Consider the following 25,069-nt stretch of genomic DNA (forward strand, 5'->3'; position numbering starts at 1 on the left):
GATGCCCGCCGTGGCATGGGGAGTCGGCGCGGCACTGCTCGCCAACACGCTCTACAGCGTCGGCTTCGTCCTGGAGAAGCGGGCCCTCACCAGCCTGCCCGAGGTGAGCGTGCGCCGCCCGGCCCACCTCCTGCGCCAGGTGGTGACGAGCCCGCTGTGGCTGGCCGGTTCCATCGCCCTGGCCTCCGGCTTCGGCGCCCAACTCGCCGTCTACCGAACGCTTCCCATCGCCGCGGCCCAGGGCATCTTCGTCTCCGGCCTGGTGCTGCTCCTGCTCCTGTCGGCCCGGCTCCTCGGCGAACGCACCTCGGGCCGCGAGCGCTACGCCATCGCCGCGATCCTGGCGGCGCTGCTCATGGTGGTGCTCTCGCTCCAGGGGAACGAGGAGAACGCGGACGCGGTGGGGCACACCTCGCCCGCGCCCCTCATCCTCCTGGTGTGCGTGCCGTCGCTGGCGGCGGGCCTGTCCCTGTACGCCGCCGCGGAGCGCCGCGCGCGGCACCGCCACCGGCTCCCGACCACGGGCGTCGAGTACGGGGTCGCGGTGGGCCTGCTCTACGGGGTCAGCTCGCTCGCCATCAAAGGTGTGTCGGGCGTGCTCCCGGACATCCCGGCCCTGCTCACCTCGCCGTACCCGTATCTGCTGATGTGCACGGGCGCGTTCGGGCTCGTCATGTCGCAGGCGGCCCTGCAACGCTGCCGCGCCTCGCTGATCGTCCCGGTGTGCACGACGGTGACCTGCCTGTTCACGGCGGTCCTCGGCACGCTCGCGTTCGGCGAGTCGCTCCCCCACGAACCGGTGCCCCTGACGCTGCGCGTGACGGGCACGGCCCTCGCGGTCGCCGTGCTCCTCCTGATGCCGAAACACGACGCCTCCCCACAACCCGACCAAGAGCCAAGGGAGTTGCTCCCGAATGAACCCTGACGACCCGCTGCTCAAGATCCTCGCCTGCCCGCTCGACAAGGGGCCGCTGCTCCTGCTGCCCGCACCGGAAGGAGTCGCGGGCGACTGCCTCTACAACCCCCGGCTGCACCGCCGCTACCCCATCGTCGACGGCATCCCGCAACTCCTCCCTTCGTCCGGCGAACAGGTCCCGGAGGGCGAGCACGAACAGCTCCTGCAACGGGCGAAGCGGGCCCTGCCATGACGACGCTCGCCGCCCGGATCGCCCCCTGGCTGCCGGCCCGGCTGACCGCGGCGACGGCCCGCGCCCTGTACCCGCGCTTCGAGCCGGAGCTGACCCGGCTCGCCGACATGCTGCCCGCCGCGGGCTCCTGCGGCACGGCAGTGGACGTCGGCGGCTGGTACGGCCCGTGGACCCACCGCCTCGCGGGCCCGGCCCGCCGCGTGATCACCCTCGAACCGGTCCCGCACCTGGCCCGGGTGCTCGCCGCCTCCGCTCCGGCGAACGTACGGGTCGTGCGGGCGGCCGCCAGCGACCGCCCCGGTACGGCCCCGCTGTGGCAACCGCCGCACGACGAGCGCGGCGAACGCGGAGTGTCGTCGCTCGTGCGCCGCGAGGGCCTGCACGCGCCGTCCGGCCGCGCCGTCCCCTGCGTGACGCTCGACGAACTCGCCCTCCACGACGTGGACTTCATCAAGGTCGACGTGGACGGGGCGGAGCTGCGGGTGCTGCGCGGCGCCCGCGCCCTGCTCGCCCACGACCGACCCGCCCTCTTCATCGAGCTGGAGACCCGTATCCAGCCGATCGCCCCGGTCGTCGACCATCTGCGGGCGCAGGGCTACGAAGGCTGGGTCCTGCCATCCGCCGGCGCCGACACCGACTGGCTGCCGCTGCCCTCCTACGATCTGGCGGCCCATCAGCGCGGCACCTCCCACATCGCGTCGCAGGGCCTGCTGCGCCGGGCCCTCACCCCGGCCGGGCGCCGGCCGCGGTACGTGAACTCGGTGCTGTTCCTGCCGGACGGGCGGGCCCCCGGCGGCGTACGCCACCATGGGGCGCATGCCAGGACGCCCCGCTGACCCCTTCACTCCGCTGGACTTCCAACTGGTCCTGCTGCGCCGCATGGCCGACCACAACCCGGAGCTCGTGGAGACCGCCCGCGCCGACCTCGGAGTCGCCGTCGCCGACATGCGGGAGGCGAACCGCCGTTGGCAGGCGAAGCTGCACTCGCGTCACGCGCGGGGAGCGGTCTCCCGCTACCGGTCCGTGCTCGGCGCCCCGGAGCGCACCCTGATCCGCAAGGTCGGCGACCTGGAGTGCGAGGCGCTGCTGTGGCCGGTGCCGCTCTGGCCCGACCTGCGCTTCGAGGTGCTGCTCGCACCCACGGGCGGGATCTGGAACGAGTGGCTGATCCGCGCTCCGGGCACCCCGGGCCCGGCCCTGCGCACCCTCGCCGATCTGACGCCCTGGTCCTGCACGGTGGACGAGGCGGCCCGCGCCTTCGCCCCGGCCCGCCCCCTCGAAGGCTCGGCGCCCACCCGCTGGGGCCTGGCGTTCCGCGCCCCCGACGAGTCGGGGACGCCCCGCGAGGTGCGGGCGGAGTTCACGTGGGGACTGCTTCAGCGCTGGTACGAGGCGTAGAAGCAGCCAAAAAGATAAACGAACGCCGAAAACGAACAGTGGCGCAGTTGTTCCCTGGAACAGGTGATCGTCGCCCAGAAGTTTGCGCCGCCGACCCGCGACGAACGATGCTTACGGAGCGCAAGCAACGGGCTGCAGACCGTAGCGACCGCATCGCGATGCACATCTCAAGTCCCAAGTCCCATATGCACTTTGCACCACCAGTGCACTTTGCATCATCGCTAGGAGAACGCGTCACATGAACGTCATCACCGACATCGTCGCCGGCCTCGCCCACTTCCTCGGCTGGCTGGTGTAGCACCGTCGGACACCGAAGCGGCGCCGTCTCCCACGTCCCACGGGAGGCGGCGCCCCGGTGTTTCCGGACCGTTCCAGACCCACCCGGCCTACTCCAGCGGGCGACCTCCCGCGCGCGACCGCAGGATGCCAGAAGGGTCGCCGCCCGGCGAGCCCACTACGGTCCGCGCTCTCGGGAGGATCTGCCATGACCGCCAGTCTGGAGCAGTTGCGCCGCTGCCACTTCGCCGTCGATCTGGGTGCCGCGCGCACCCGCGTGTACGTGAAGGGCGCGGGCCTCGTCGTCGATGAACCGAGCGCGGCGGCGGTCAACACCCGCACCGGCGCGCTGATCGCGGTCGGCGAGTTCGCCGAGCGGATGACGGGCCGCACCCCGCACTACATCCGCGTCGTGCGCCCGGTCTCCGGTGGCACGGTCGTCGACATCGAGATGGCCCAGCGGATGCTGCGCCACCTGCTCGGCGACAAGCTCCGCCGCACCCTTCGCCGCAAGCCCCGCCTCCGCGCCGCGGCCGCCGTGCCGCACGACGCGGACCCGCTGGCCCAGCGCGCCGCCGTCGAGACCCTCGTCGGCCTCGGCGCCCGCCGCGTGGAGCTGGTCGACACCCTGATCGCGGCCGCGGTCGGCTGCGGCCTCCCGGTGGAGCAGCCCGAGGCCACGATGATCATCGTCTGCGGCGCGGCCACCACGCAGATCGCGGTCCTCTCGCTCGGCTCGATCGTGACGGCCGCCCGCATCCCCGTTGGCGGCGACGCCATCGACCACGCGGTCGTCCAGCACCTGCGCCAGCACCACGCGCTGATGCTGCCCTCCCAGTCCGTACGCCCCCTACAGCTCGCCCTGAGCGGCAACGGGCTCACCCCGCTGGGCCCGGAGCAGACCGAGATCCACGGCCGCGACGTGGCGACGGGCCTGGCCCGCTCCGTGCACGTGGACACGGCCGCCGTCCGCAGCGCGATCCACACCCCGCTGACCGCCGTCCTCGACGGCATCGGCAGGGTGCTGCGCGACTGCCCGCCCGACCTGGTCGCCGACCTCGCGGAGCGCGGCATCATGATGGTCGGCGGCTCCGCCCTGCTGCCGGGGCTCGACCAGATGCTGCGGTCCGCGACGGGCGTCCCGGTGCACATCGCCGAGCGCCCCGACGTGTGCGCGGTGCGGGGCCTCGGCGAGATGCTGGAGGGCCGGATCCAGCCAATGGCCCTGAACCCGCTGGCCGACTGACAGAAACGCCGAATGGCCCGTCACGGCTTCCGTGACGGGCCATCAGCTTGCGTACGAGCCGGTCGCATCGTTTCTGCGCCACGTACATACGGTGGGGCGGGTGGGACTCGAACCCACGGCCGACGGATTATGAGTCCGCTGCTCTAACCGGCTGAGCTACCGCCCCGTTTCGGCGTGGCGCGTACAAGTGTGCGCGCCGTCTGCCGCAGCATAGCCGCTCATACGATCTCCTGCCTCGGATGGTCCGGCTCTGCACGACCATGAGGACTCCCCTGTCGAGCCGGTGGTTCCACCAGGCAAGAAAAAGCCCTCCGGAGGGGGCTCCGGAGGGACTTGTTCACAGCTCTCCCGACTGGACTCGAACCAGTAACCTGCCGATTAACAGTCGGCTGCTCTGCCAATTGAGCTACGAGAGATCGAGCTCCCCCGACTGGACTCGAACCAGTAACCTGCCGGTTAACAGCCGACTGCTCTGCCAATTGAGCTACAGGGGAATGACCTCGTCGCATCGAACGAACTCACCTGGGTACTCCCCAGGCGGCGTGCGCTCGCTGCGACACATACATTAGCGCAAGGAGGGGGGTGCTCCGCCAATCGGTACCCCTCAGGTGATCAACAAGTTCGACGGTGACCGCACCGACCACGAAGCCTCGCTACGGAAAGGGTGGCCGACCATGCGCTATCGGCTCACATTCATCGCCGGTCTGGCCCTGGGATACGTGCTGGGCACGAGGGCCGGCAGGGAGCGTTACGAGAAGCTGAAGAAGTCCGCGCGGGAGATCGCCCAGAACCCGGCCGTGCGCAATACGGCGGAGACGGCGGCGCAGCAGACGCGCAACGTCGCGGGCAAGGCCTTCCACTCGGTGAGCGAGAAGGTCGAGAGCAAGGTCCCGGACTCGGTCGCCGGCCGGGTGCGCACGCTGCGCGAGCGCGGCGGCCCGGGGGACGGCGCGGCGACCGACGACTGGGGCACCAGCAACACCTGACGGCACAGAAGCGTCCGGCGGTACGGCAGTATTTCAGTCATGGGGATAGTCGCCGGGCTGGACAGTTCGCCCGAATTTACGCGCATAGTCGTTTGTGACGCCGACACCGGGGCCGTGCTGCGGCAGGGGTATGCCCCGCACCCGCTGGAGGCACCGGAAGGCGGCGGACGGCCGTCCGACGTGGATCCCCAGGCGTGGCTTCTCTCGCTCGGCGAGGCCGCGGGCGGAGGGCTGCTCGAAGGCGTGCAGGCCATCGGGGTCTCCGCGCAGCAGAACACCGTGGTGCCGTTGGACGCGCACGGCAATACCGTGCGCCCGGCGCTGGTCGGCGGGGACAAGCGGGCGCAGGTCGCGGCCGCCGACCTGGTCGACCGGCTCGGCTCGCGCGAGGCGTGGGCCGAGGCCGTGGGGAGCGTGCCGCAGGCGGCGCTGCCGGTGACCAAGCTGCGCTGGCTGGCGCGGAGCGAGCCTTCGAGCGCCGAGCAGGTGGCCGCCCTGATGCAGGCCCACGACTGGCTGGTGTGGCAGCTCCTCGGCCGGCCCGCGCGCCGGACCACCGACCGTGGCGGGGCCTCGAGCACCGGGTACTGGTCGGCGGCGAGCGCCACGTGGCGGCCCGATCTGGTGGAGCTGGCGCTCGGGCACCAGGTGGCGCTGCCGGAGGTGATCGGCCCCGGTGAGGCGGCCGGGCGGACCCCGGAGGGCCTGGTCATCTCGGCCGGGACCGGGGAGACGATGGCCGCCGCGTTCGGGCTCGGCGTGCAGTCCGGGGACGCCGTGGTCTCCCTCGGGGCCTCGGGCTCCGTGATGGCCGTGCACCATGAGGCGCTCGTGGACTCCAGCGGTTCCATCACCTCGCTCGCCGACGCGACCGGAATGCACCTGCCGGTGGTCCATACGTCGAACGCGGTACGGGCGCTGCGGGGCACGGTCGACATGCTGGGGCTCGACGGAGGCCTTGAGGAGCTGTCCGAGCTGGCCATGAAGTCGACGCCGGGCGCCCACGGACTCGTACTCCTGCCCTATCTGGAGGGCGAGAAGACGCCGAATCTGCCGCACACCGCGGGGACGCTGAGCGGGCTGCGCCGGGAGTCCATGAAGCCGGAGCATCTGGCGCGGGCGGCGTTCGAGGGCATGGTGTGCGGGCTCGCCGACGCCATGGACGTGCTGCGGGGCCGTGGCGTGGAGATCCGGCGGGTGTTCCTGCTGGGCGCCGCCGCCGAGCTGCCGGCCGTGCAGAGCGTGGCGCCGGCCCTTTTCGAGGCGCAGGTCGTGGTGCCGCAGCCCGCGGACTACGCGGCGATCGGTGCGGCGCGACAGGCCGCGTGGGCGCTGAACGGGCAGCTGCCGCAGTGGCAGGGCGCGGCCGCGCAGGTCTTCGAGGCGGGCGACGAACTGCCGGTGGGCAAGGCGGTGCGGCAGCAGTACCGGGCCGTACGGGACCAGATCCACCCCGGCGCGTTCGCCTGAGGGACCCGGTCTCCCGGCGTTCCGGAAGCTCCGGGTCCGCCGATCCTTTGAGTGCTCTTGGTTAATTCGGTTGAGGTAACGCGGGTGGAGTGTTCGACGATAGGGGTCCATGCGTCGCCGTTTCGGCGTCGGCGCGGATCGATCCCCCTCCCCGAACACCGCTCCGCCCACTACCGCCGACCCCGAGAGACCGAGCGTGCTCATAAGACTTCTGCGGACCCACCTGAGTCCGTACAAGAAACCCATCGGACTCCTGGTGCTGCTGCAGTTCCTGCAGACCTGCGCCTCGCTGTATCTGCCCACCCTGAACGCCGACATCATTGACAACGGTGTCGTGAACGGCGACACCGGCTACATCCTGGAGTTCGGCGCCCTGATGCTGGGCGTCACCGTCGTCCAGGTCGTCTGCAACACCGGCGCCGTCTACTTCGGCGCGCGGACCGCCGCGGCGGTCGGCCGGGACCTGCGGGCCGCGATCTTCGACCGCGTGCAGTCCTTCTCGGCCCGCGAGGTCGGCCAGTTCGGCGCCCCTTCGCTGATCACCCGCACCACGAACGACGTGCAGCAGGTCCAGATGCTGGCCCTGATGACGTTCACGCTGGTGGCCTCGGCGCCGATCATGTGTGTCGGCGGCGTCGTCATGGCGCTCGGCCTGGACGTGCCGCTGTCGGGCGTGCTGCTCGCCGTGCTGCCCGTCATGGCGATCGTCCTGTCGCTGATCATCCGTAAGATGCGGCCGCTGTTCCGGTCCATGCAGGTCAAGCTGGACACGGTGAACCGGGTGCTGCGCGAGCAGATCACCGGCAACCGCGTGATCCGCGCCTTCGTGCGCGACGACTTCGAGAAGGACCGGTTCGGAGCCGCGAACCGGGACCTGACGAACGTGTCGGTCGCCACCGGCCGGATCATGGCGCTGATGTTCCCGTTCGTGATGACGATCGTGAACGTCGCGTCGATCGCCGTGGTCTGGTTCGGCGCGCACCGCATCGACAGCGGCGGCATGCAGATCGGTGACCTGACCGCGTTCCTCGCGTATCTGATGCAGATCGTGATGAGCGTGATGATGGCCACGTTCATGTTCATGATGATGCCGCGCGCCGAGGTGTGCGCCGAGCGCATCCAGGAAGTGCTCGGCACCGATTCGAGTGTGGTGCCGCCGCGGCCCGACGCCTCGGTGCGTGAACTGCGCCGCCACGGCCACCTGGAGCTCAGGGGCGCCGACTTCGGCTACCCCGGCGCCGAGGAGCCCATCCTGCGCGGCATCGACATCACGGCCCGCCCCGGCGAGACCACGGCGATCATCGGTTCGACCGGCAGCGGCAAGTCGACGCTGCTCGGCCTCGTACCGCGGCTGTACGACACCACGGCCGGGACGGTCTACGTGGACGGCGAGGACGTCCGCGAAATCGATCCGGCGCTGATGGCGAAGACGGTCGGGCTCGTACCGCAGAAGCCCTACCTGTTCTCCGGCACCGTCGCCACGAACCTGCGCTACGGCAGCCCGGACGCCACCGACGAGGAGCTGTGGCACGCGCTGGAAGTGGCGCAGGCCAAGGGCTTCGTCGGCAAGCTGGAGGGCGGGCTCGACGCGCCCATCGCCCAGGGCGGCACGAACGTCTCCGGCGGCCAGCGCCAGCGCCTCGCCATCGCGCGCACGCTGGTGCAGCGGCCGGAGATCTACCTCTTCGACGACTCGTTCTCCGCGCTCGACTACGCGACCGACGCGGCGCTGCGCCGGGCGCTCGGCGAGGAGACCCGCGACGCGACCGTGGTGATCGTGGCCCAGCGGGTCTCGACGATCCGCGACGCCGACACGATCATCGTGCTCGACGAGGGCCGTGTCGTCGGCACCGGACGCCATCACGAACTGATGGCCGACAACGAGACGTACCGGGAGATCGTTCTCTCCCAGCTGACGGAAGCGGAGGCCGCCTGATGAGTGGGCCCATGGGGCGAATGGCGGCCGGTGCGCCCGGTTCGCGTTCGATGGACTTCAAGGGGTCCGGCAAGCGGCTCCTGAAGCGGCTCGCCGCGCACCGCGCGGCGGTCACCGGAGTGCTCGTCTCCGTCGTGATCAGCGTCGGCCTCTCGGTGGTCGGGCCGAAGATCCTCGGTCACGCCACCGACCTGCTGTTCGGCGGGATCATCGGCGGGCGGATGCCGGCCGGGCAGACCAAGGAACAGGTCCTCGCCGGCCTGCGGGCCAAGGGCGACGGCGGCGCGGCCGACATGCTCGGCGGCGTCGACTTCACACCCGGCCAGGGCGTCGACTTCGGCGCGATCGGCGAGGTGCTGCTGCTCGGCCTCGCCGTGTTCGCGGTCGCCGGTCTGACGATGATGATCGGCACGCGGCTCGCCAACCGGACCATCAACCTGGCCGTGGGGCAGCTCCGCGCCGAGCTGCAGGACAAGCTGTCGCGGCTGCCACTGTCGTACTACGACAAGCAGAAGCGCGGCGAGGTGCTGAGCCGGGCGACCAACGACATGGACAACCTCGGGCAGACGCTCCAGCAGACGATGGGGCAGATGCTCAACTCGCTGCTGACCGTCATCGGCGTGCTCGCGATGATGTTCTGGATCTCCTGGCTGCTCGCGCTGGTCGCGCTGGTGACGGTGCCGCTGTCGGTGTTCGTCGCGGCGAAGGTCGGGAAGCGTTCGCAGCCGCAGTTCGTGCAGCAGTGGCGGGCGACCGGCGCGCTGAACGCGCACATCGAGGAGATGTACACCGGCCACAACCTGGTGAAGGTGTTCGGCCGGCAGAAGGAGTCGGCGGAACTGTTCGCCGAGCAGAACGACGCACTGTACGACGCGTCGTTCAAGGCGCAGTTCAACAGCGGCATCATGCAGCCGCTGATGTTCTTCATCTCGAACCTGAACTATGTGCTGGTCGCGGTCGTGGGCGGGCTGCGGGTGGCCAGCGGCTCGCTGTCCATCGGTGATGTGCAGGCCTTCATCCAGTACTCGCGCCAGTTCTCGATGCCGCTGACGCAGGTCGCGTCGATGGCGAACCTGGTGCAGTCGGGTGTCGCCACGGCCGAGCGGGTCTTCGAACTGCTCGACGCCGAGGAGCAGTCGGCGGAGCCGGTGCCCGGCGAGAAGCCGGACCACCTGCGCGGGCACGTCGAGTTCGAGCACGTGGCCTTCCGCTACGAGAAGGACAAGCCGCTCATCGAGGACCTGTCGCTGACCGCCGACCCCGGTCATACGGTGGCGATCGTCGGGCCGACCGGCGCGGGCAAGACCACGCTGGTCAACCTGCTGCTGCGGTTCTACGAGGTGACCGGTGGCCGGATCACGCTCGACGGCGTCGACATCGCGAAGATGTCGCGGGAGGAGCTGCGCGCCGGGATCGGCATGGTGCTCCAGGACACCTGGCTGTTCGGCGGGACCATCGCGGAGAACATCGCGTACGGCGCCCCGAAGGACGTCACCCGCGAGGAGATCGAGGAGGCGGCGAAGGCCGCGCACGCGGACCGGTTCATCCGGACGCTGCCCGACGGGTACGACACGGTGCTCGACGACGAGGGGACGGGGGTCAGCGCGGGTGAGAAGCAGCTGATCACCATCGCGCGGGCGTTCCTGTCGGATCCGGTGATTCTCGTGCTCGACGAGGCGACTTCGTCCGTGGATACGCGGACCGAGGTGCTGATTCAGAAGGCGATGGCGCGGCTCGCCGCGGGGCGTACGTCGTTCGTGATCGCGCACCGGTTGTCGACGATTCGGGACGCGGACACGATCCTCGTGATGGAGAACGGGGCGATTGTGGAGCAGGGGTCGCACGACGCGCTTGTCTCCGACGGTGGGGCGTATCAGCGGTTGTACGAGGCGCAGTTCGCGCAGGCGGTCGCGGAGGTGGACTGAGGTTCGGCCAGTTCAAGCCCCGCCGGCGTTTGAGGCGCGGGGTCTGGGGCAGCGCCCCAGGACCGCAACGCCGGTGGGGCTTGAGTGGCGCCGAACCGGCGTTACGGACGCGGGGCTCTGCCCCGGACCCCGCTGCTCAAACGCCGCAGGGGCTTGATTGGCGGGGCTTGAGGTCAGTCCAGGTAGCCCCTCAACTGGTCCGCGAACGCGTGGTCGCGGAGTTTGTTCAGGGTTTTGGATTCGATCTGGCGGATGCGTTCGCGGGTGACGCCGAAGATGCGGCCGATCTCCTCAAGGGTGCGGGGACGGCCGTCCGCGAGGCCGTAGCGGAGCTGGACGACCTTGCGCTCGCGCTCGCCGAGCGTGGAGAGCACCGCCTCCAGGTGTTCCCTGAGCAGGAGGAACGCCGCCGACTCCACGGGGCTCGTCGCGTCGCCGTCCTCGATGAGGTCGCCGAGAGCGACATCGTCCTCCTCGCCGACAGGGGCATGCAGGGAGACGGGTTCCTGCGCCAGGCGGAGCACCTCGCTGACGCGCTCGTGCGGCAGGTCGAGGTGGGCGGCGACCTCCTCGGGGGTCGGTTCGTAGCCGCGCTCCTGGAGCATGCGGCGCTGGACGCGGACGACGCGGTTGATCAACTCGACGACGTGGACGGGGACGCGGATGGTCCGCGCCTGGTCGGCGAGGGCGCGGCTCATGGCCTGGCGGATCCACCAGGTCGCGTACGTCGAGAACTTGTAGCCGCGGGCGTAGTCGAACTTCTCGACCGCGCGGATCAGGCCGAGGTTGCCCTCCTGGACCAGGTCGAGCATGGTCAGGCCGCGGCCCACGTACCGCTTGGCGACGGAGACGACCAGGCGCAGGTTCGCCTCGATGAGGCGGCGCTTGGCCATTCGGCCCATGACCACCAACTTGTCGAGGTCCAGTGCCAGTTGGGAGTCGAGGTCGGGCGCGTGGGCGAGCTTCTCCTCGGCGAACAGACCCGCCTCGACGCGCCGCGCGAGATCCACTTCCTCGGCCGCGGTGAGCAGCGGGATCCGGCCGATCTCGCGCAGGTACTGGCGGAACAGGTCCGAGGACGGACTGCCGGTGTCGGCGCGGGAGGCACGCACCCGCTCGGGCGGGTCCGCGGACCCTTTGGGGCCGGCCGGTTCCGGTTCCTCCGGCTCGGCCTCGGGATGGTGCGCGACGCGGCTCTGCGAGGGCACCGAGGCCAGCACTTCGCCCTGCGGCACGGCACCCTCGGGCGCGGCTTCGGGGTCGGCGAGGGCCTGCGCTGTGCTGTCGCTCTGGGTGAGGGTCTGGGTCTGCACGGGGGCGACCTCCAAAGTGATCGCATCTGAGGCGTGCGGCAGGGGGGCGGGAACGACGGCCTCGCCGCTGTCCGTCCCGTACGCGATGAGCGGAACCGCGGGGGTGTCGGACCCGTTGTCCGGGCTCCGGCCGCGCTCCGAGGACTCAGGCACCGCAACCCAGTGTGGAGTACGACACAGTGCCGCCACGAGGGGCGTGCGTTGACTTTTTGAGTCCAGTGCGTGACCGCGCGGTTACCGTGCTGGACGGTTACCCGCCTTTCCCCGACCCGAACACGGCCAAACACCCCGGGGCTCCGCCCCGGACCCCGCGCCTCAAACGCCGGCGGGGCTTGAAATACCAACCGTCGGCCTTTCAAGCCCCTGCGGCGATTGAGCAGCGGGGGCCGGGGCGGAGCCCCGAGGCCGGGGGGGCGACGGGGCTACAGTGCTTCCGCGCCCCGTTCGCGGAGGGCCTGTCCGTACTGCTGCAGCACCCACAACTCGTTCTGCACCGCCGCCAGTTGGTGCGGATCGCCACCCGCGCCGAGGCGGGTGAGCGTGCCCTGGACGTCGCGGATGCGGCGGTCGACGGCCCGCTTGCGCACGGTCACCAGCTGCTCCCCCGCATACGCCTCGTCGACGGTCTTGCGGCGGATGGCCTCGACGGCGAGCTCCGTCACCATCGCCCGCACCGCGTCGTCGGGCGCCGCCTCGCGCACCGCGATCAGGTACTCCTGCGGGTCGTGGACGCCCTGCTCGGCGCCGCCCGCGTCCAGGACGGCCTGGCGGACGGCGGCGTACGGATCGGCCGTGAACTCGTCCATCCCGTACGCGTCGAAGGCCGGGGAGACCAACTGCGGGTACTGCAGGGCGAGTTTGAGCAGTTCGCGTTCGGTCGTGAACACCGGGTTGCGCAAGGTGAGCGCCGGGCCGCCGAAGGGGCGGGCGGGGGCCGTGGCGGGGCCGGCCTGCGGACCGCCACGCCCCGGGGCGGGCGCGGGCCCGCGGCCACCGCGCTCGCGGGCCCAACGGGCGAGCTGCCCCACTCGCTTGACCACGAACTGGGTGTCGAGGATGCCGAGCATGCCCGCGAGCTGGACCGCGACCTCGTGCTGCGAGGCACTGTTCTTGATGCGGGCGACGATGGGCGCCGCCTCGTCGAGCGCGGAGGCGCGGCCCGCCGGGGTCTCCAGGTCGTAGCGACTCACGATCTGGCGCAGCGCGAACTCGAAGAGCGGCGTGCGGGGTTCGACCAGGTCGGAGACCGCGTCGTCGCCCTTGGCGAGGCGCAGGTCGCACGGGTCCATGTTGTCCGGCGCGATCGCGATGTACGTCTCGGCGGCGAACTTCTGGTCGTCCTCGAAGGCGCGCAGGGCGGCCTTCTGGCCCGCCGCGTCGCCGTCGAAGGTGAAGATCACGCGCGCCGAGCCGTTGTCCATCAGGAGCCGGCGGAGGATCTTGATGTGGTCGCCGCCGAACGCCGTGCCACAGGTGGCGATGGCGGTGGTGACGCCGGCCAGGTGGCAGGCCATCACGTCCGTGTACCCCTCGACGACGACCGCGCGGGAGGACTTGGCGATGTCCTTCTTCGCGAGGTCGATGCCGTACAGGACCTGCGACTTGCGGTAGATCGGCGTCTCTGGCGTGTTCAGGTACTTCGGTCCGTTGTCGTCCTCGCGCAGGCGGCGGGCGCCGAAGCCGACGACCTCGCCGCCGATGTCGCGGATCGGCCACATGAGCCGTCCGCGGAAGCGGTCGATGGGGCCGCGCCGCCCCTCCTGGGAGAGGCCGGAGAGCAGGATCTCCTTGTCGCTGAAGCCCTTGCCGCGCAGGAAGCGGGTGAGGTGGTCCCAGCCGGCCGGGCTGTACCCGACGCCGAAGTGCTGGGCCGCGGCCTGGTCGAAGCCGCGCTCGGCGAGGAACTTGCGGCCGATCTCGGCTTCGGGTGACTCCAGCTGGTCGACGTAGAACTGCGCGGCGACCTTGTGCGCCTCGACCAGCCGGATGCGCTCGCCGCGCTGGTGGGTGGGGTTGTACCCGCCCTCCTCGTAGCGCAGCGTGATGCCCGCCTGACCGGCGAGGCGCTCCACCACTTCGGAGAAGGAGAGGTGGTCGACCTTCATCACGAATGTGATGGTGTCGCCGCCCTCCTGGCAGCCGAAGCAGTGGAACAGGCCCTTACTGGGGCTGACCTGGAAGGACGGGGACTTCTCGTCGTGGAACGGGCACAGACCCTTGAGGTTTCCGCCGCCCGCGTTGCGCAGTTGCAGGTACTCGGAGACCACGGCGTCGATCGGGACCGCGTCCCGAACCGCCTTCACGTCCTCGTCATTGATCCTGCCTGCCACGCGGTAAGTCTACGGGCGACGACTGACACTCCGGTCACTGCTCCAGAAGATCACTCAGCGGGACCGAGGGGTCCGACAGGCGCTCGACGCCGGGCTTCGCCCCGGACCTGATCAGCCGCTGGATCTGCTCCGTGACGTCCCACACATTCACGTTCATCCCCGCGAGGACCTGCCCGTCCTTCAGCCAGAACGCGATGAACTCGCGCTTGCCCGCGTCCCCGCGCAGCACCACTTCGTCGTACGAGCCCGGGGGCGCCCAGCCCGAGTACTCCAGGCCCAGGTCGTACTGGTCGGAGAAGAAGTACGGCACACGGTCGTAGGAGATGTCCATGCCGAGCATGGCGCGGGCCGCAGCTGGGCCGCCGTTCAGCGCGTTCGCCCAGTGCTCGACGCGCAGCCGGTCGTCGAAGAGCGGGTGCTGGACCGCCGCCACGTCGCCCACCGCGTAGATGTCGGGGTCGGAGGTGCGCAGCGTCGCGTCCACGGCGATGCCGCCGCCGTGCGCCCGGTCGGCGAGGTCGAGGCCCGCGGCCTCGGCGAGCGCGGTGCGCGGGGCGGCGCCGATCGCGGCCAGCACGTCGTGCGCCGGGTGCTCCTCGCCGTCGTCGGTGAGCGCGGCGAGGACCATGCCGTCCTGGCCGGTGATCTCCGTGAGCCGCGCGCCGAAGTGGAAGCGGACGCCGTGGTCGCCGTGCAGCTCGGCGAAGATCTGGCCGAGTTCGGGGCCGAGCACGGAGTGCAGCGGCGTGGCCTCGGGCTCGACGATGGTGACCTCCGCGCCGTACTCACGGGCGGCCGCCGCGACCTCCAGGCCGATCCAGCCGGCGCCGGCGATCACCAGGTGCCCATTGTCCCTGCCGAGCGACGCCAGTACGCCCTTCAGGCGCTCGGCGTGCGCGAGGCGGCGCAGGTGGTGGACGCCCGCGAGGTGGGTGCCGGGAACGTCGAGGCGGCGCGGCTCCGCGCCGGTGGCGAGCAGCAGCTTGTCGTAGCGGACCACGGCGCCCTCGCCGAGCCGCACCGTCTTGTCGGCGCGGTCGATCTCGACGACCGTCTGGCCGAGGTGCAGCTCGATGTCGTTGCTCGCGTACCAGGCCGGTTCGTGGACGAAGACGCTGTCGCGCTCCTCCTTGCCCTGGAGGTAGCCCTTCGACAAGGGCGGCCGTTCGTACGGGTGGTCCCGTTCGTCACCGATGAGGATCACCCGGCCGGTGAAGCCCTCCGCGCGAAGTGTCTCGGCGGTCTTGGCTCCGGCGAGCCCTCCCCCGACGATGACGAACGTCTGGTCCGCGTCGACCACTTGATGCCTCCTCATAGCCATGCCGTCATATGCGAGCGTCCCGCACGCAGCGTAATGCGGGAAGGGGGCGTGGCCCGATCAGGGCATCTTTTCGTCACGCCCAGTGGTCGCGTCTCCTTCCCGATGATGCCCGCCGACGGTAAGCCGCGCGTGAAGGGAACGGGCCGAGGGGTCGGTCAGCGACGCGATCTGGTCGATGATCACCCGCTTCCTCGCGCGGTCGTCGGGCGCGGTCTCGAACAGGGCGCGGAACTGCGGGTCGAGCCCTTCGGGCGCGCGGGAGGTCAGCGCCTGCGCCAACTCGGCGACCACGATGCGCTGGTCGGCCCGGAGCCGCTCCTGCTGGGGTCGCTGCATCACATACCGGTCGGCGACCGCCTTGAGCACCGCGCACTCGTACCGGGCGGCGCGCGGCACCACCAGCTCCGCCTCGTAGCGTGTCAAACGGCCCGAACCGTGTCTCGCGCGTGTCGCGCCCTCGGCGGCGAGGCAGAGGCGCCCGATCAGCTGGCTGGTCGCGTCCTTGAGCCGGGCCTGGGCGACCGCGGTGCCGTCGTAGCCGTGCGGCCACCACTCCTGGTCGAGGAGCCGGTCGAGGGCGGCGGAGAGCTCGGCGGGATCCGTGCCCTCGGGAACGTAGCGCCCGATGGCGACCGCGAAGATGTCGGCGCGCTCGGGTTCCGCGTGCAGCACGTTCGGGTCCAAGTGCCCCGCGTGCAGGCCGTCTTCGAGGTCGTGCACGGAGTACGCCACGTCGTCCGACCAGTCCATGACCTGTGCCTCGAAGCAGGTGCGGCGGCCGGGTGACGTCCTTCTGATCCAGTCGAAGACCGGCCGGTCGTCCTCGTAGACCCCGAATTTGTGCGACTCGGGGTCACTGGGGTGCTCGCCGCGCCCCCACGGGTACTTCGTCGCGGCGTCGAGCGCCGCCCGCGTCAGGTTCAGGCCTACGCTGGTCAGCTCGCCGGAACTGTCGTCGCGCACGAAGCGCTTGGGCTCGATGCGGGTGAGCAGGCGCAGCGACTGCGCGTTGCCCTCGAAGCCGCCGCAGTCCTGCGCCACCTCGTTGAGCGCCTGCTCGCCGTTGTGCCCGAAGGGCGGGTGGCCCAGGTCGTGCGAGAGGCAGGCCGTCTCGACGAGGTCGGGGTCGCAGCCGAGCGCGGCGCCCAACTCCCGCCCCACCTGGGCGCATTCGAGGGAGTGCGTCAGCCGCGTGCGCGGGCTCGCGTCCCAGTGCCGGCTCCTCGTCCCCGGCGTGACGACCTGGGTCTTGCCCGCGAGGCGGCGCAGCGCCGACGAGTGCAGCACCCTGGCCCGGTCGCGCTGGAACGCGGTGCGCCCCGGGCGCTTGTCGGGCTCGGGGGCCCAGCGCTCGGCCGCCGCCTCGTCGTACGTGTCGCTGCCTACGCTGTCTTCCATGGCCCGACAGTAGCGACCTGGGGAGAAATAGGGCTCGGGAGAAGGAGCGGCGTCCGGTGCGGCAACGCCGCGAGCGGCCGCACCGGGCGTCGCGACGCCGAGCCCTATTTCTCCCCAGGTCGCCAGGGCGACCACCGACAATCGGGGCCCGCGACGGCTCAGACGGCGGCGGTCCGCGCCACTGCGTACGCCTCCGTGGCGTACGTCTCCGTGGCCGGGGCCCTGTCGTAGCGGTGCAGGACGAGACGGGCCAGCGCGGGGTGGGTGCCGAGCGGGGCGGCGGCGATGCCGGGGGCGGCCGCGGCGGTCTCCGTGGCGAAGCGGCCGGGGGCCGTGAAGTACGAGGCGACGGCGATCCGGTCGCGGCCGCGTGCGGCGAGGGAGCGGGCGGCGGTGGCGACGTCGGGCGCGGTGGCGGAGGCGTAGCCGGGGACGACGGGGACGCCGAGGCGGCGGGCGAGGAGGTCGGCCGTGCGGCGGACGTCGGCGGCGGCGTGCGGGTCGCGGGACCCGGCGGCGGCGAGGACGACTCCGGCGCGGCGGCGGTCCCGGTCGTCGGCGGTCCGCTCGGGCCAGCCGGCCTCGACGAGCCGGTCGTGGAGGGCCTCGACGAGCAGCGGGTGCGGGCCGAGCGGGTCAGCGACGCGGGTGCGCAGGTGCTCGGCGGCGTCGGCGGCCCGCGGCAGGTCGTGCTTGACGTGGTGGCCGCGGGAGAGGAGCAGCGGTACGAGTACGGCGCGGGCGGCGGGCAGCGCGGCGAGGGTGTCGCCGAGCAGCGGCTCGTTGAGTTCGATGTGGCCGAGGCGGACGGTGAGGCCGGGGCGGCGCTCACGTATCCGCTCGACGAGTTCCGAGACGGTGGCCAGGGCCCGGGGGTCGCGGCTGCCGTGCGCCACGAGTACGAGGGCGGGCGGCTGCCGGTGCCCGTTCCCGCGCAGCGGGGACACGTGGCTGAGCCTGCTGCCGAGCTGGTCGCTGATCATGCTGAGGAGTCCCGCCGTGCCGACTGTGTGATCCAGGTGGGTCGTGCCGTGGTCCATGGGGCCGTACGACTCATCCGTCATGAACAGATCGTGCCGGTCGGGGGTTGCCGGGTCGTTGCGCGCCGGTGACGAGTGGTTGCCGGGGGTTCACGGAGTGGCCCGGGGCGCGGTGAGCGCGGCTTCCGAATGTCCTGCCGGACCCCGCTGCTCAATCTCCCCCAGCTAACGCTGGGAGGTGCCCCCTGCAGGGGCTACAAATAGCCCCTGCGGCGATTGAGCAGCGGGGTCCGGGGCGGAGCCCCGAGGCGTAAGGCCGGGTGGCGTGAACCATCGGGGTGGCGGGGGCGTCTTAGGGCGAGCCCGTACCAGTCCGGCTACCCAGGGGACCGCGATGCGCCTGCCACGTACCCGAAGAGCCCAGCGCAGGATCACGCAGGCCCTGATGGCCACCTGCGTACTCGCCCTCCTACCGGCAACCTGGCTGCACACCTCGACCGGGGACCACCTCCGTACGGTCGCATCCACCCCACACACCAACACCACCATCGTGTTCGGCGCAGGCCTGCAGAACGGCACCCCCTCCCCCTACCTGGCCCACCGCCTCGACACCGCAGCAGATCTGTACCGCACAGGAAAGACCCGCGTCCTCCTGGTCACAGGTGACAACAGCCGCGAGGAGTACGACGAACCCGACGCCATGCGCGCGTACCTGACCCGCCACGGCGTGCCCTCCCGGGCCGTCGTCAGCGACTACGCGGGCTTCGACACCTGGGACTCCTGCGTCCGTGCGAAGAAGATCTTCGGCGTCGACCGGGCCGTCCTGGTCACCCAGGACTTCCACGCGCGGCGCGCGGTGGCGCTGTGCGAGGCGGCGGGCGTCTCCTCGTACGGGGTCGGGGTCGCCGAACCGCACGACGTGACCTGGTACGCGGGCGGCGCGCGGGAGACCCTCGCGGCGGCGAAGGCGGCGCTCGACGTACTCGTACGGCCGGATCCGCACTTCCTGGGCCCCGAGGAGAAGGGCGTGCGCGAGGCCCTCGCCGCGACCTCACGCCGTCCGTAGGACGGCCGGGAGATGCTCGTTCCGGCTACGTAACCTCCAGGCACGCCGACCGGCAACACACCCCCCGCACCCTCAAGGGCATGCTCAACACCACGGCGACGCCCACCCACTGCCCGTACTGCGCGCTGCAGTGCGGCATGAACGTGCTGCCCGGCACCGGGGCCGAGGTCCCCACGGTCGAGGGCCGCGCGGACTTCCCGGTCAACCAGGGCGCGCTGTGCGGCAAGGGACAGAGCGCCGCGTCCGTGCTCTCCTCCCAGGTACGCCTCACGGAGCCGCTCGTGCGCAGCCCCGTCACCGGTCGGCTGACACCCGCCACCTGGGAAGAGGCCCTTGACAGGGTCGCGGACGGCCTGTCACGCGCGCGTGCCGGGCACGGAGCGGACGCGTGCGGCGTGTTCGGCGGTGGCGGCCTGACGAACGAGAAGGCGTACGCGCTCGGCAAGTTCGCCCGCATCGTGCTCGGCACCTCGCAGATCGACTACAACGGCCGGTTCTGCATGTCGTCGGCGGCGGCCGCCGGGCAGAAGGCCTTCGGCCTGGACCGGGGGCTGCCGTTCCCGCTGGAGGACATTCCGCGTACCGGATGCGTGATCCTGGTCGGCTCGAACCTCGCCGAGACCATGCCGCCCGCACTGCGCTACCTCTCCGAACTCCGGTCCAACGGCGGCACGTTGATCGTGATCGACCCCCGCCGCACCCGCACCGCGGAACAGGCGGACCTGCATCTGGCACCCCGCCCCGGCACGGACCTGGCGCTCGCGCTCGGGATGCTGCACCTGGTGGTGGCGGACGGCCGCGTCGACGAGGAGTACGTACGGGAACGTACGCAGGGCTGGGCGGAGGCCCGGTCGGCGGTGATGGCGCACTGGCCGGAGCACGTGGAGCGGGTCACGGGTGTGCCGGTGCCCCAACTGCGCGAGGCGGTCGGCATGTTCACGGCGCCGGAGCGGGCGATGATCCTCACCGCACGTGGACCCGAGCAGCAGTCCAAGGGCACGGACACGGTGGGCGCGTGGATCAACCTGGCGCTCGCGACGGGGCGGCCCGGCCGCCCGTTCTCCGGTTACGGGTGTCTGACCGGTCAGGGCAACGGTCAGGGCGGCCGCGAACACGGCCAGAAGGCGGACCAGTTGCCCGGCTACCGCAAGCTCACGGATCCGGCGGCCCGCGCACATGTGGCGGGGGTCTGGGGCGTGCACCCCGACTCGCTGCCCGGTCCCGGACGGTCGGCGTACGAGCTGTTGGACGCGCTGGGCGGTGACATCCGGGCGCTGCTGCTGATGGGCTCGAACCCGGTGGTCTCCGCGCCGCGGGCGGCGCACGTCGAGTCCCGGATCCGCTCGCTGGACTTCCTGGCCGTCGCCGATGTCGTCCTGTCCGAGACGGCCGAACTGGCCGACGTGGTGCTGCCGGTGACGCAGTGGGCCGAGGAGACCGGCACGGTGACGAACCTGGAGGGGCGGGTGCTGCTGCGGCAGCGCGCCCTGACACCCCCTTCGGGGGTGCGTACGGACCTGGAGGTCCTGAACGAACTCACCGCGCGCCTCTCCCCCGGCCTGGAGAAGGGTTTCCCGACGGACGCGCGGGAGGTGTTCGACGAGCTGCGGCGCGCGTCGGCGGGCGGCCCCGCGGACTACTCCGGGATCAGCTACGACCGACTGGCCGAGGGCGAGGGCGTCTTCTGGCCCTGCCCCGCCGACGACAGCGGCGGTACGCCGCGGCTCTTCCTCGAACGGTTCGCCACGGAGGACGGGCGGGCGCGGTTCGTGCCTGTGGCGCACCGGCCCGCGGCGGAGGAGCCGGACCCCGAGTACCCCCTGTACCTGACCACGGGCCGAGTGGTGGCCCAGTACCAGTCGGGGGCCCAGACGCGGCGCGTGCCGGAGCTCAACAAGGCGGCTCCCGGGGCGTTCGTGGAGCTGCATCCGAGGCTGGCGGGGCGGCTCGGGATCGCGCAGGGCGACGCGGTCGCGGTGACGTCGCGCCGCGGCCGGGTCGAGGCCCCGGCCCGCGTCACCTCCACGATCCGCCCGGACACCCTCTTCATGCCGTTCCACTGGCCGGGGGCGGGACGGGCCAACACACTGACGAACCCGGCCCTCGACCCGACATCCCACATGCCTGAATTCAAGGTGTGCGCGGTGCGGGTGGAGCGCGTGGGCTGACCGGGTCGTTGTTGCGCGGCACCGGGGCCCCAAGGCGGCGGACCACTTCCGACTGTCCTGCCGGACGGGCCTGTAGGGCCGGTGCCGGTCAAGACGTCTCCGCCCGGACCCAGCTCCTTCACAGGTCCGACACCGCGGATCCCTGGACTCCATTTGTCATGGCCCCCTAAAACTGAATCAGCGTCAGGATTTCGCCGGTCGCCCCACCGCCCCCACGCGTCCCCACGGAGCCGCCCGATGAGACCCGTACGGACCATCACCACCCTGGCCACCCTCCTCGCCGCCACCCTCGCCCTCGCACCCGCGGCAACGGCGGCCCCCGCCTCCGCCGAGGCCACCTCCGTACGGGACGTGATCACCGACCCCGACGGGTCCCGGCACATCCGCTACGACCGTACGTACGGTGAACTCCCCGTCCTCGGCGGGGACTTCGTCGTCCACGAGGCCGCGGACGGCACGTACGAGGGCACCGACCGCGCCGTCCCCGGCAGCGTCTCCGTCCCCACCACCACGCCCCGCCTGTCCGCCCCCAAGGCCGCGGACCTCGCCACGACGCTCCTGCGCAAGGCCAACCCCGGCAAGGTGCTCCGCAGCCTCATGGCCAAGCCGCGACTCGTCGTGGACGCGCTGCACGGCAGCCCCAAACTGGCCTGGCGGACGACGGCCGCCGCGAAGGACTCACTCGGCAACCCCATGGCCCGCACCGTCCTCACCGACGCCACCACCGGCGCCGGGATCGACGCATGGGACAGCCTCGAAACCGCCACCGCCGGCGCGGCCACGGGCGACGGCCGGTCCCTCTACTCCGGCACCGTCCCCCTCACCGCCACCCGCACATCCTCCGCCTCTGGCGGCTACGAGCTGAACGACTCCACCCGCGGCAACACCTACACCGGCGACGCCGACAACAAGACCGACACCTGTGTCCTCGGCATCTGCCTGGAGCGCGCCCCCGCCGAGGTCTACACGGACGCCGACAACCACTGGGGCACCGGAAAGGCGGCGGACCGCAGCACGGCCGCCGTGGACGCCCAGTACGGCACGGACCAGACGTGGGACTACTACAAGGACGTCCACGGCCGAATAGGGATAGCCGACGACGGCAAGGGCTCGTACAACCGCGTCCACTACGGCAAGGACTACAACAACGCCTTCTGGGACGACAACTGCTTCTGCATGACGTATGGGGACGGCGACGGCAAGACGTTCGGCCCGCTGGTCGCCCTCGACGTCACGGCCCACGAGATGTCCCACGGCGTGACCTCGTCCACCGCGGCCCTCACCTACTCCGGCGAGTCCGGCGGCCTCAACGAAGCCACCTCCGACATATTCGGAACGCTCGTCGAGTTCCACGCGAACAACGCCTCCGACCCCGGCGACTGGCTCATCGGCGAGAAGATCGTCAAGCCCGGAGCGAAGGCGTCGGCCCTGCGCTACATGGACAGGCCGAGCCGCGACGGGAAGTCGGCGGACTGCTGGAACTCCAAGGTCGCCGGCCTCGACGTGCACTACTCCTCCGGCGTCGCGAACCACTTCGCGTATCTGCTCGCGGAGGGCAGCGGCCCGAAGACGGTCGGCGGCGTCCAGAACGACAGCCCCACGTGCGACAAGTCGAAGCTCGCCGGCATCGGCAAGGAGAAGCTCGGCAAGATCTGGTACCGCGCGCTGACCGTCTACATGACGTCGTCGACGGACTACAAGGGCGCGCGCACGGCGACGCTGAAGGCGGCCAAGGACCTGTACGGGTCGGGAGGCAAGGAGTACGCGGCGGTGGCGGCCACCTGGTCGGCGGTGGGCGTGAACTGATGGGGCATCACTCGCGTGCCGCCTCCGTCACCCGGTCGCACGCCTCCCCGCCCGGTTCGGACACTTTCCACCGAACACGCCGCTGACCTGCTGGAACGCACCCGCCGACTCGTCAGAAGCGGCCCGCTTCCAGGCCTCCTGACGTCACATCAGGAGGCGCCCCGCCACAACTGGCACTTGTCTCGACCTTGGCAGGGCGCGTCCGACGCCCGCAAAGGAGCGTGGACGATGCGCGTGCGCAGGGGCATGGGCCGACCGCTGGCCGCGGCGGCGTTTCTCACCACCGCGGCCGCGACGGCGGTACTCGCCGTCGGCGCCCCCGCGACCGCCGCGCAGGGCGGCCTGGAGGTCTACCCGGCGACGGCCTCCCCGGGCGACCGGGTCACGGTGGACACCACCGCGTGCGCCGGGAGCGACACGGCGACGGGTGACGCCAGCGCGGTCGGCGCGGGTACGTTCACGCTGGCGCCGGACACGGATGCCCCGGCCGCGCCGAACGCCACGGGGCAGTTCCGGGTTCCGGTGTCCGCGCAGCCGGGAACGTACGAGGTGGTCGCGAGGTGCGCGGGCGGTCCCGAGGTGACGGGCGACCTCATCGTCTCCGTGACCGGCTCCGGCGCGTCCGTCGCCCAGCTTCCGAAGGGCCACGTGGACACGGGCGTCGGCGGCGCGCTCGGCCCCGAGCCCACGCGGACCTCCGCGGGCGTGGCGGCGCTGGCGCTGGCGGCCGCGGGCGGCACGTGGCTGCTGCACCGCAGGGCGCGCGGCGAACGTTTCTGAGCCCAGGTCAGCCCCGCCTGCACCCGGCCTGCGCCCGCGCCGCGAAGAACTGCGAGGAACCCCAGCCCCCATGCACAACCCCGCGCGCAAGCCCGAGCGCCCCAGCACACGCAGGCGTGCCACGAACCGCGCCAACGCCGCCATGGGAGCGGCCACCGCCCTGGCCCTCGCCGCCGGCGCCTGGCTGCTGGCCAGCGGGGCGGAGGGGCAGCCGCCGCCCCAGCCGTCCGCCGCGCAGGCACACGTCGACCGGGACCGTGAACCACCGGCCGCCGCGCCCCTGGCCCCGTCCCCGCCGGACCGCGTCCGCATCCCGTCGATCGGGGTGGACGCCCCGCTGATGGGTCTCGCCCTGACCCGCTCCGGCAGCCTCGACGTACCTCCGCCCGACAGGAAGAACCTCGCGGGCTGGTACGAGTCGGGCACCAAGCCCGGCGAGACGGGTACGGCGGTGATCGCGGGCCACGTCGACAACGCGCGCGGCCCGTCCGTCTTCTACGCCCTGGGCTCCCTGAAGCGCGGCCGCACGATCGAGGTGGAGCGGCGGGACGGTTCGGTGGCGGTGTTCACGGTGGACGCGGTCCAGGTGTACGACGCGAAGCACTTCCCCGACGCAAAGGTCTACGGCGCGGCCCACCGCCCCGAGCTCCGCGTGATCACCTGCGGCGGCCCGTACTCCAGCAAGACGGGCTACCAGGGGAACGTGGTGGTCTTCGCGCACCTGACGGGTGGCCGCTAGCTCTCACCCGGCGAACAGCCCCCGGGCCTCCGACACATGTACGGCCCGCTCGGCCCACACCGTCAACTGGTCGCCGTCCGTGCACGCCATCACGCGTTCGCGGACGTCGTCGGGCACGGGAACGCCGCGCCACTCCAGAATCCGCAGGGTCATCTCGGCCCGGTCCTCGATCCGGCCCACCTCGCGACCTTCCTCGCGACCTTCTTCGCGGCCCTCCTCGCGCAGGCCCTCGGCGACGGGGTTCCGGAAGAAGTAGTTCTTCGTTGCCATCAGGTTCCTCCAGATGTCTCGGGCTACGCCGCCGCCAGTTCGCACCACACGTACTTGCCGCGGTTCGCCCCGTGTCCCAGCGGGTGCCAGCCCCACCCATCGGCGCAGGCCCGTACGAGCACGAGCCCTCGCCCCTCCTCCGCCTCGGCACCCGACATCTGCGGTCCCGGTGGCTCCGGTGGTTCGGGGTCGGTGTCCCACGCGCCAAGACGCAGCACCCCGCCCGCGCAGCGCAACCGCAACGCCGCGGGGCCCTTTGTATGCCGTACGGCGTTGCCGACCAGCTCGGCGGCGAGGAGCTCCGCGACGTCGGCCAGGCGGATCAGGCCGTGCATGGTGAGGATGAGGCGCAAGGTGCGGCGGCAGATCGGTACGGCGCGGGGATCGTTGGGGATGTAGAGGCTGTACTCCCACGGTTCGGTTTCGGGCATGGGGCATCAACTCCGTTGAGGTGAGGGTGGGTTCGCGAACGGCGGACGGCGGCATGCCGCGTCCGCCATGGCAGGGCAGAGC

General features: G+C 71.6%; 21 protein-coding genes and 3 tRNA genes. 14 read left to right on the top strand and 10 right to left on the bottom strand.

The window, feature by feature from the left end:
• The first annotated feature begins 1 nt into the window (after position 1).
• The 5 genes from ACWD2L_RS23945 to ACWD2L_RS23965 all read left to right on the top strand — a co-directional run bounded on the left by ACWD2L_RS23945 (position 2) and on the right by ACWD2L_RS23965 (position 4,068).
• A complete protein-coding gene (locus tag ACWD2L_RS23945; protein ID WP_351332719.1) occupies positions 2-925 on the top strand; it encodes a hypothetical protein in 924 nt (307 codons plus the stop codon).
• Positions 915-1,148 carry a Trm112 family protein gene (locus tag ACWD2L_RS23950; RefSeq protein ID WP_351332716.1) on the top strand — a complete coding sequence of 78 codons (234 nt, stop codon included), beginning with the start codon at positions 915-917 and terminating at the stop codon, positions 1,146-1,148. Before ACWD2L_RS23945 ends, ACWD2L_RS23950 begins: the two co-directional genes overlap by 11 nt.
• Positions 1,145-1,984 (top strand): FkbM family methyltransferase, encoded by an 840-nt coding sequence (locus ACWD2L_RS23955; RefSeq protein ID WP_351332714.1) that lies wholly within the window; start codon positions 1,145-1,147, stop codon positions 1,982-1,984. The genes ACWD2L_RS23950 and ACWD2L_RS23955 overlap by 4 nt, the downstream gene beginning before the upstream one ends.
• On the top strand, positions 1,956-2,546 hold the full coding sequence (locus ACWD2L_RS23960) for a hypothetical protein (protein ID WP_351332711.1): 591 nt from the start codon (positions 1,956-1,958) through the stop codon (positions 2,544-2,546). Before ACWD2L_RS23955 ends, ACWD2L_RS23960 begins: the two co-directional genes overlap by 29 nt.
• Before the next feature lie 484 nt (positions 2,547-3,030).
• Positions 3,031-4,068 (top strand): rod shape-determining protein, encoded by a 1,038-nt coding sequence (locus tag ACWD2L_RS23965; RefSeq protein ID WP_351332708.1) that lies wholly within the window; start codon positions 3,031-3,033, stop codon positions 4,066-4,068.
• Positions 4,069-4,160: 92 nt separating this feature from the next.
• Here the strand turns inward: ACWD2L_RS23965 and ACWD2L_RS23970 are convergent.
• From ACWD2L_RS23970 to ACWD2L_RS23980, 3 genes are all read right to left on the bottom strand, one after another.
• Positions 4,161-4,234: transfer RNA gene (locus ACWD2L_RS23970), tRNA-Ile, on the bottom strand.
• 177 nt (positions 4,235-4,411) lie between these two features.
• Positions 4,412-4,484: transfer RNA gene (locus ACWD2L_RS23975), tRNA-Asn, on the bottom strand.
• A gap of 5 nt (positions 4,485-4,489) precedes the next feature.
• Positions 4,490-4,562, bottom strand: a tRNA-Asn gene (locus ACWD2L_RS23980).
• Between the two features lie 180 nt (positions 4,563-4,742).
• On the opposite strand from ACWD2L_RS23980, the gene ACWD2L_RS23985 reads away from it, so the two are divergent.
• From ACWD2L_RS23985 to ACWD2L_RS24000, 4 genes are all read left to right on the top strand, one after another.
• A complete protein-coding gene (locus ACWD2L_RS23985; RefSeq protein ID WP_351332705.1) occupies positions 4,743-5,054 on the top strand; it encodes a YtxH domain-containing protein in 312 nt (103 codons plus the stop codon).
• A 39-nt stretch (positions 5,055-5,093) separates the two neighbouring features.
• On the top strand, positions 5,094-6,524 hold the full coding sequence (locus ACWD2L_RS23990; RefSeq protein ID WP_351332703.1) for a xylulokinase: 1,431 nt from the start codon (positions 5,094-5,096) through the stop codon (positions 6,522-6,524).
• 196 nt (positions 6,525-6,720) lie between these two features.
• A complete protein-coding gene (locus tag ACWD2L_RS23995; protein ID WP_351332702.1) occupies positions 6,721-8,460 on the top strand; it encodes an ABC transporter ATP-binding protein in 1,740 nt (579 codons plus the stop codon).
• The gene (locus ACWD2L_RS24000; protein WP_351332699.1) at positions 8,460-10,385 is read left to right on the top strand and encodes an ABC transporter ATP-binding protein; all 1,926 of its coding nucleotides are present in this window, start codon (positions 8,460-8,462) and stop codon (positions 10,383-10,385) included. The genes ACWD2L_RS23995 and ACWD2L_RS24000 overlap by 1 nt, the downstream gene beginning before the upstream one ends.
• A 173-nt stretch (positions 10,386-10,558) precedes the next feature.
• Here the strand turns inward: ACWD2L_RS24000 and ACWD2L_RS24005 are convergent, their stop codons facing one another.
• From ACWD2L_RS24005 to ACWD2L_RS24025, 5 genes are all read right to left on the bottom strand, one after another.
• Positions 10,559-11,851: an RNA polymerase sigma factor gene (locus ACWD2L_RS24005; protein ID WP_351332697.1), complete on the bottom strand. Its 1,293-nt coding sequence runs from the start codon at positions 11,849-11,851 to the stop codon at positions 10,559-10,561.
• Positions 11,852-12,120: 269 nt separating this feature from the next.
• On the bottom strand, positions 12,121-14,028 hold the full coding sequence (dnaG, locus tag ACWD2L_RS24010; protein ID WP_351332694.1) for a DNA primase: 1,908 nt from the start codon (positions 14,026-14,028) through the stop codon (positions 12,121-12,123).
• 34 nt (positions 14,029-14,062) lie between these two features.
• Complete coding sequence (locus tag ACWD2L_RS24015) at positions 14,063-15,328, bottom strand: NAD(P)/FAD-dependent oxidoreductase (RefSeq protein ID WP_351332691.1); 1,266 nt, start codon at positions 15,326-15,328, stop codon at positions 14,063-14,065.
• Between the two features lie 78 nt (positions 15,329-15,406).
• Positions 15,407-16,747 carry a deoxyguanosinetriphosphate triphosphohydrolase gene (locus ACWD2L_RS24020; RefSeq protein WP_351332689.1) on the bottom strand — a complete coding sequence of 447 codons (1,341 nt, stop codon included), beginning with the start codon at positions 16,745-16,747 and terminating at the stop codon, positions 15,407-15,409.
• A 158-nt stretch (positions 16,748-16,905) separates the two neighbouring features.
• Positions 16,906-17,787, bottom strand: coding sequence for a sirohydrochlorin chelatase (locus ACWD2L_RS24025; protein WP_351332879.1), 882 nt, complete (start codon positions 17,785-17,787; stop codon positions 16,906-16,908).
• A gap of 334 nt (positions 17,788-18,121) precedes the next feature.
• On the opposite strand from ACWD2L_RS24025, the gene ACWD2L_RS24030 reads away from it, so the two are divergent.
• The 5 genes from ACWD2L_RS24030 to ACWD2L_RS24050 all read left to right on the top strand — a co-directional run bounded on the left by ACWD2L_RS24030 (position 18,122) and on the right by ACWD2L_RS24050 (position 24,286).
• Positions 18,122-18,793 (top strand): SanA/YdcF family protein, encoded by a 672-nt coding sequence (locus tag ACWD2L_RS24030; RefSeq protein WP_351332686.1) that lies wholly within the window; start codon positions 18,122-18,124, stop codon positions 18,791-18,793.
• 80 nt (positions 18,794-18,873) lie between these two features.
• On the top strand, positions 18,874-20,961 hold the full coding sequence (locus ACWD2L_RS24035) for a molybdopterin oxidoreductase family protein (protein WP_351332683.1): 2,088 nt from the start codon (positions 18,874-18,876) through the stop codon (positions 20,959-20,961).
• A 237-nt stretch (positions 20,962-21,198) separates the two neighbouring features.
• Entirely contained in the window at positions 21,199-22,767 is a 1,569-nt protein-coding gene (locus ACWD2L_RS24040; RefSeq protein WP_351332680.1) for a M4 family metallopeptidase, read from the top strand.
• Positions 22,768-22,995: 228 nt separating this feature from the next.
• Positions 22,996-23,547, top strand: coding sequence for a hypothetical protein (locus ACWD2L_RS24045; protein ID WP_351332678.1), 552 nt, complete (start codon positions 22,996-22,998; stop codon positions 23,545-23,547).
• A 142-nt stretch (positions 23,548-23,689) separates the two neighbouring features.
• Entirely contained in the window at positions 23,690-24,286 is a 597-nt protein-coding gene (locus tag ACWD2L_RS24050; RefSeq protein ID WP_351332876.1) for a class F sortase, read from the top strand.
• A gap of 3 nt (positions 24,287-24,289) precedes the next feature.
• Here the strand turns inward: ACWD2L_RS24050 and ACWD2L_RS24055 are convergent, their stop codons facing one another.
• Both ACWD2L_RS24055 and ACWD2L_RS24060 read right to left on the bottom strand, forming a co-directional pair.
• On the bottom strand, positions 24,290-24,556 hold the full coding sequence (locus ACWD2L_RS24055; RefSeq protein WP_351332676.1) for a hypothetical protein: 267 nt from the start codon (positions 24,554-24,556) through the stop codon (positions 24,290-24,292).
• A gap of 23 nt (positions 24,557-24,579) precedes the next feature.
• A complete protein-coding gene (locus ACWD2L_RS24060) occupies positions 24,580-24,987 on the bottom strand; it encodes an ATP-binding protein (RefSeq protein ID WP_351332674.1) in 408 nt (135 codons plus the stop codon).
• Positions 24,988-25,069 lie beyond the last annotated feature (82 nt).

Source organism: Streptomyces sp. NPDC002754 (assembly GCF_053592315.1).

Excerpts from the sequence above, each read along its gene's own strand:
- ACWD2L_RS23945 (WP_351332719.1), top strand. The coding sequence starts at position 2 with ATGCCCGCCGTGGCATGGGGAGTCGGCGCGGCACTGCTCGCCAACACG.
- ACWD2L_RS23950 (WP_351332716.1), top strand. The coding sequence starts at position 915 with ATGAACCCTGACGACCCGCTGCTCAAGATCCTCGCCTGCCCGCTCGAC.
- ACWD2L_RS23955 (WP_351332714.1), top strand. The coding sequence starts at position 1,145 with ATGACGACGCTCGCCGCCCGGATCGCCCCCTGGCTGCCGGCCCGGCTG.
- ACWD2L_RS23960 (WP_351332711.1), top strand. The coding sequence starts at position 1,956 with ATGGGGCGCATGCCAGGACGCCCCGCTGACCCCTTCACTCCGCTGGAC.
- ACWD2L_RS23965 (WP_351332708.1), top strand. The coding sequence starts at position 3,031 with ATGACCGCCAGTCTGGAGCAGTTGCGCCGCTGCCACTTCGCCGTCGAT.
- ACWD2L_RS23985 (WP_351332705.1), top strand. The coding sequence starts at position 4,743 with ATGCGCTATCGGCTCACATTCATCGCCGGTCTGGCCCTGGGATACGTG.
- ACWD2L_RS23990 (WP_351332703.1), top strand. The coding sequence starts at position 5,094 with ATGGGGATAGTCGCCGGGCTGGACAGTTCGCCCGAATTTACGCGCATA.
- ACWD2L_RS24000 (WP_351332699.1), top strand. The coding sequence starts at position 8,460 with ATGAGTGGGCCCATGGGGCGAATGGCGGCCGGTGCGCCCGGTTCGCGT.
- ACWD2L_RS24020 (WP_351332689.1), bottom strand. The coding sequence starts at position 16,747 with ATGGAAGACAGCGTAGGCAGCGACACGTACGACGAGGCGGCGGCCGAG.
- ACWD2L_RS24025 (WP_351332879.1), bottom strand. The coding sequence starts at position 17,787 with ATGGACCACGGCACGACCCACCTGGATCACACAGTCGGCACGGCGGGA.
- ACWD2L_RS24030 (WP_351332686.1), top strand. The coding sequence starts at position 18,122 with ATGCGCCTGCCACGTACCCGAAGAGCCCAGCGCAGGATCACGCAGGCC.
- ACWD2L_RS24035 (WP_351332683.1), top strand. The coding sequence starts at position 18,874 with ATGCTCAACACCACGGCGACGCCCACCCACTGCCCGTACTGCGCGCTG.
- ACWD2L_RS24040 (WP_351332680.1), top strand. The coding sequence starts at position 21,199 with ATGAGACCCGTACGGACCATCACCACCCTGGCCACCCTCCTCGCCGCC.
- ACWD2L_RS24045 (WP_351332678.1), top strand. The coding sequence starts at position 22,996 with ATGCGCGTGCGCAGGGGCATGGGCCGACCGCTGGCCGCGGCGGCGTTT.
- ACWD2L_RS24050 (WP_351332876.1), top strand. The coding sequence starts at position 23,690 with ATGGGAGCGGCCACCGCCCTGGCCCTCGCCGCCGGCGCCTGGCTGCTG.
- ACWD2L_RS24055 (WP_351332676.1), bottom strand. The coding sequence starts at position 24,556 with ATGGCAACGAAGAACTACTTCTTCCGGAACCCCGTCGCCGAGGGCCTG.
- ACWD2L_RS24060 (WP_351332674.1), bottom strand. The coding sequence starts at position 24,987 with ATGCCCGAAACCGAACCGTGGGAGTACAGCCTCTACATCCCCAACGAT.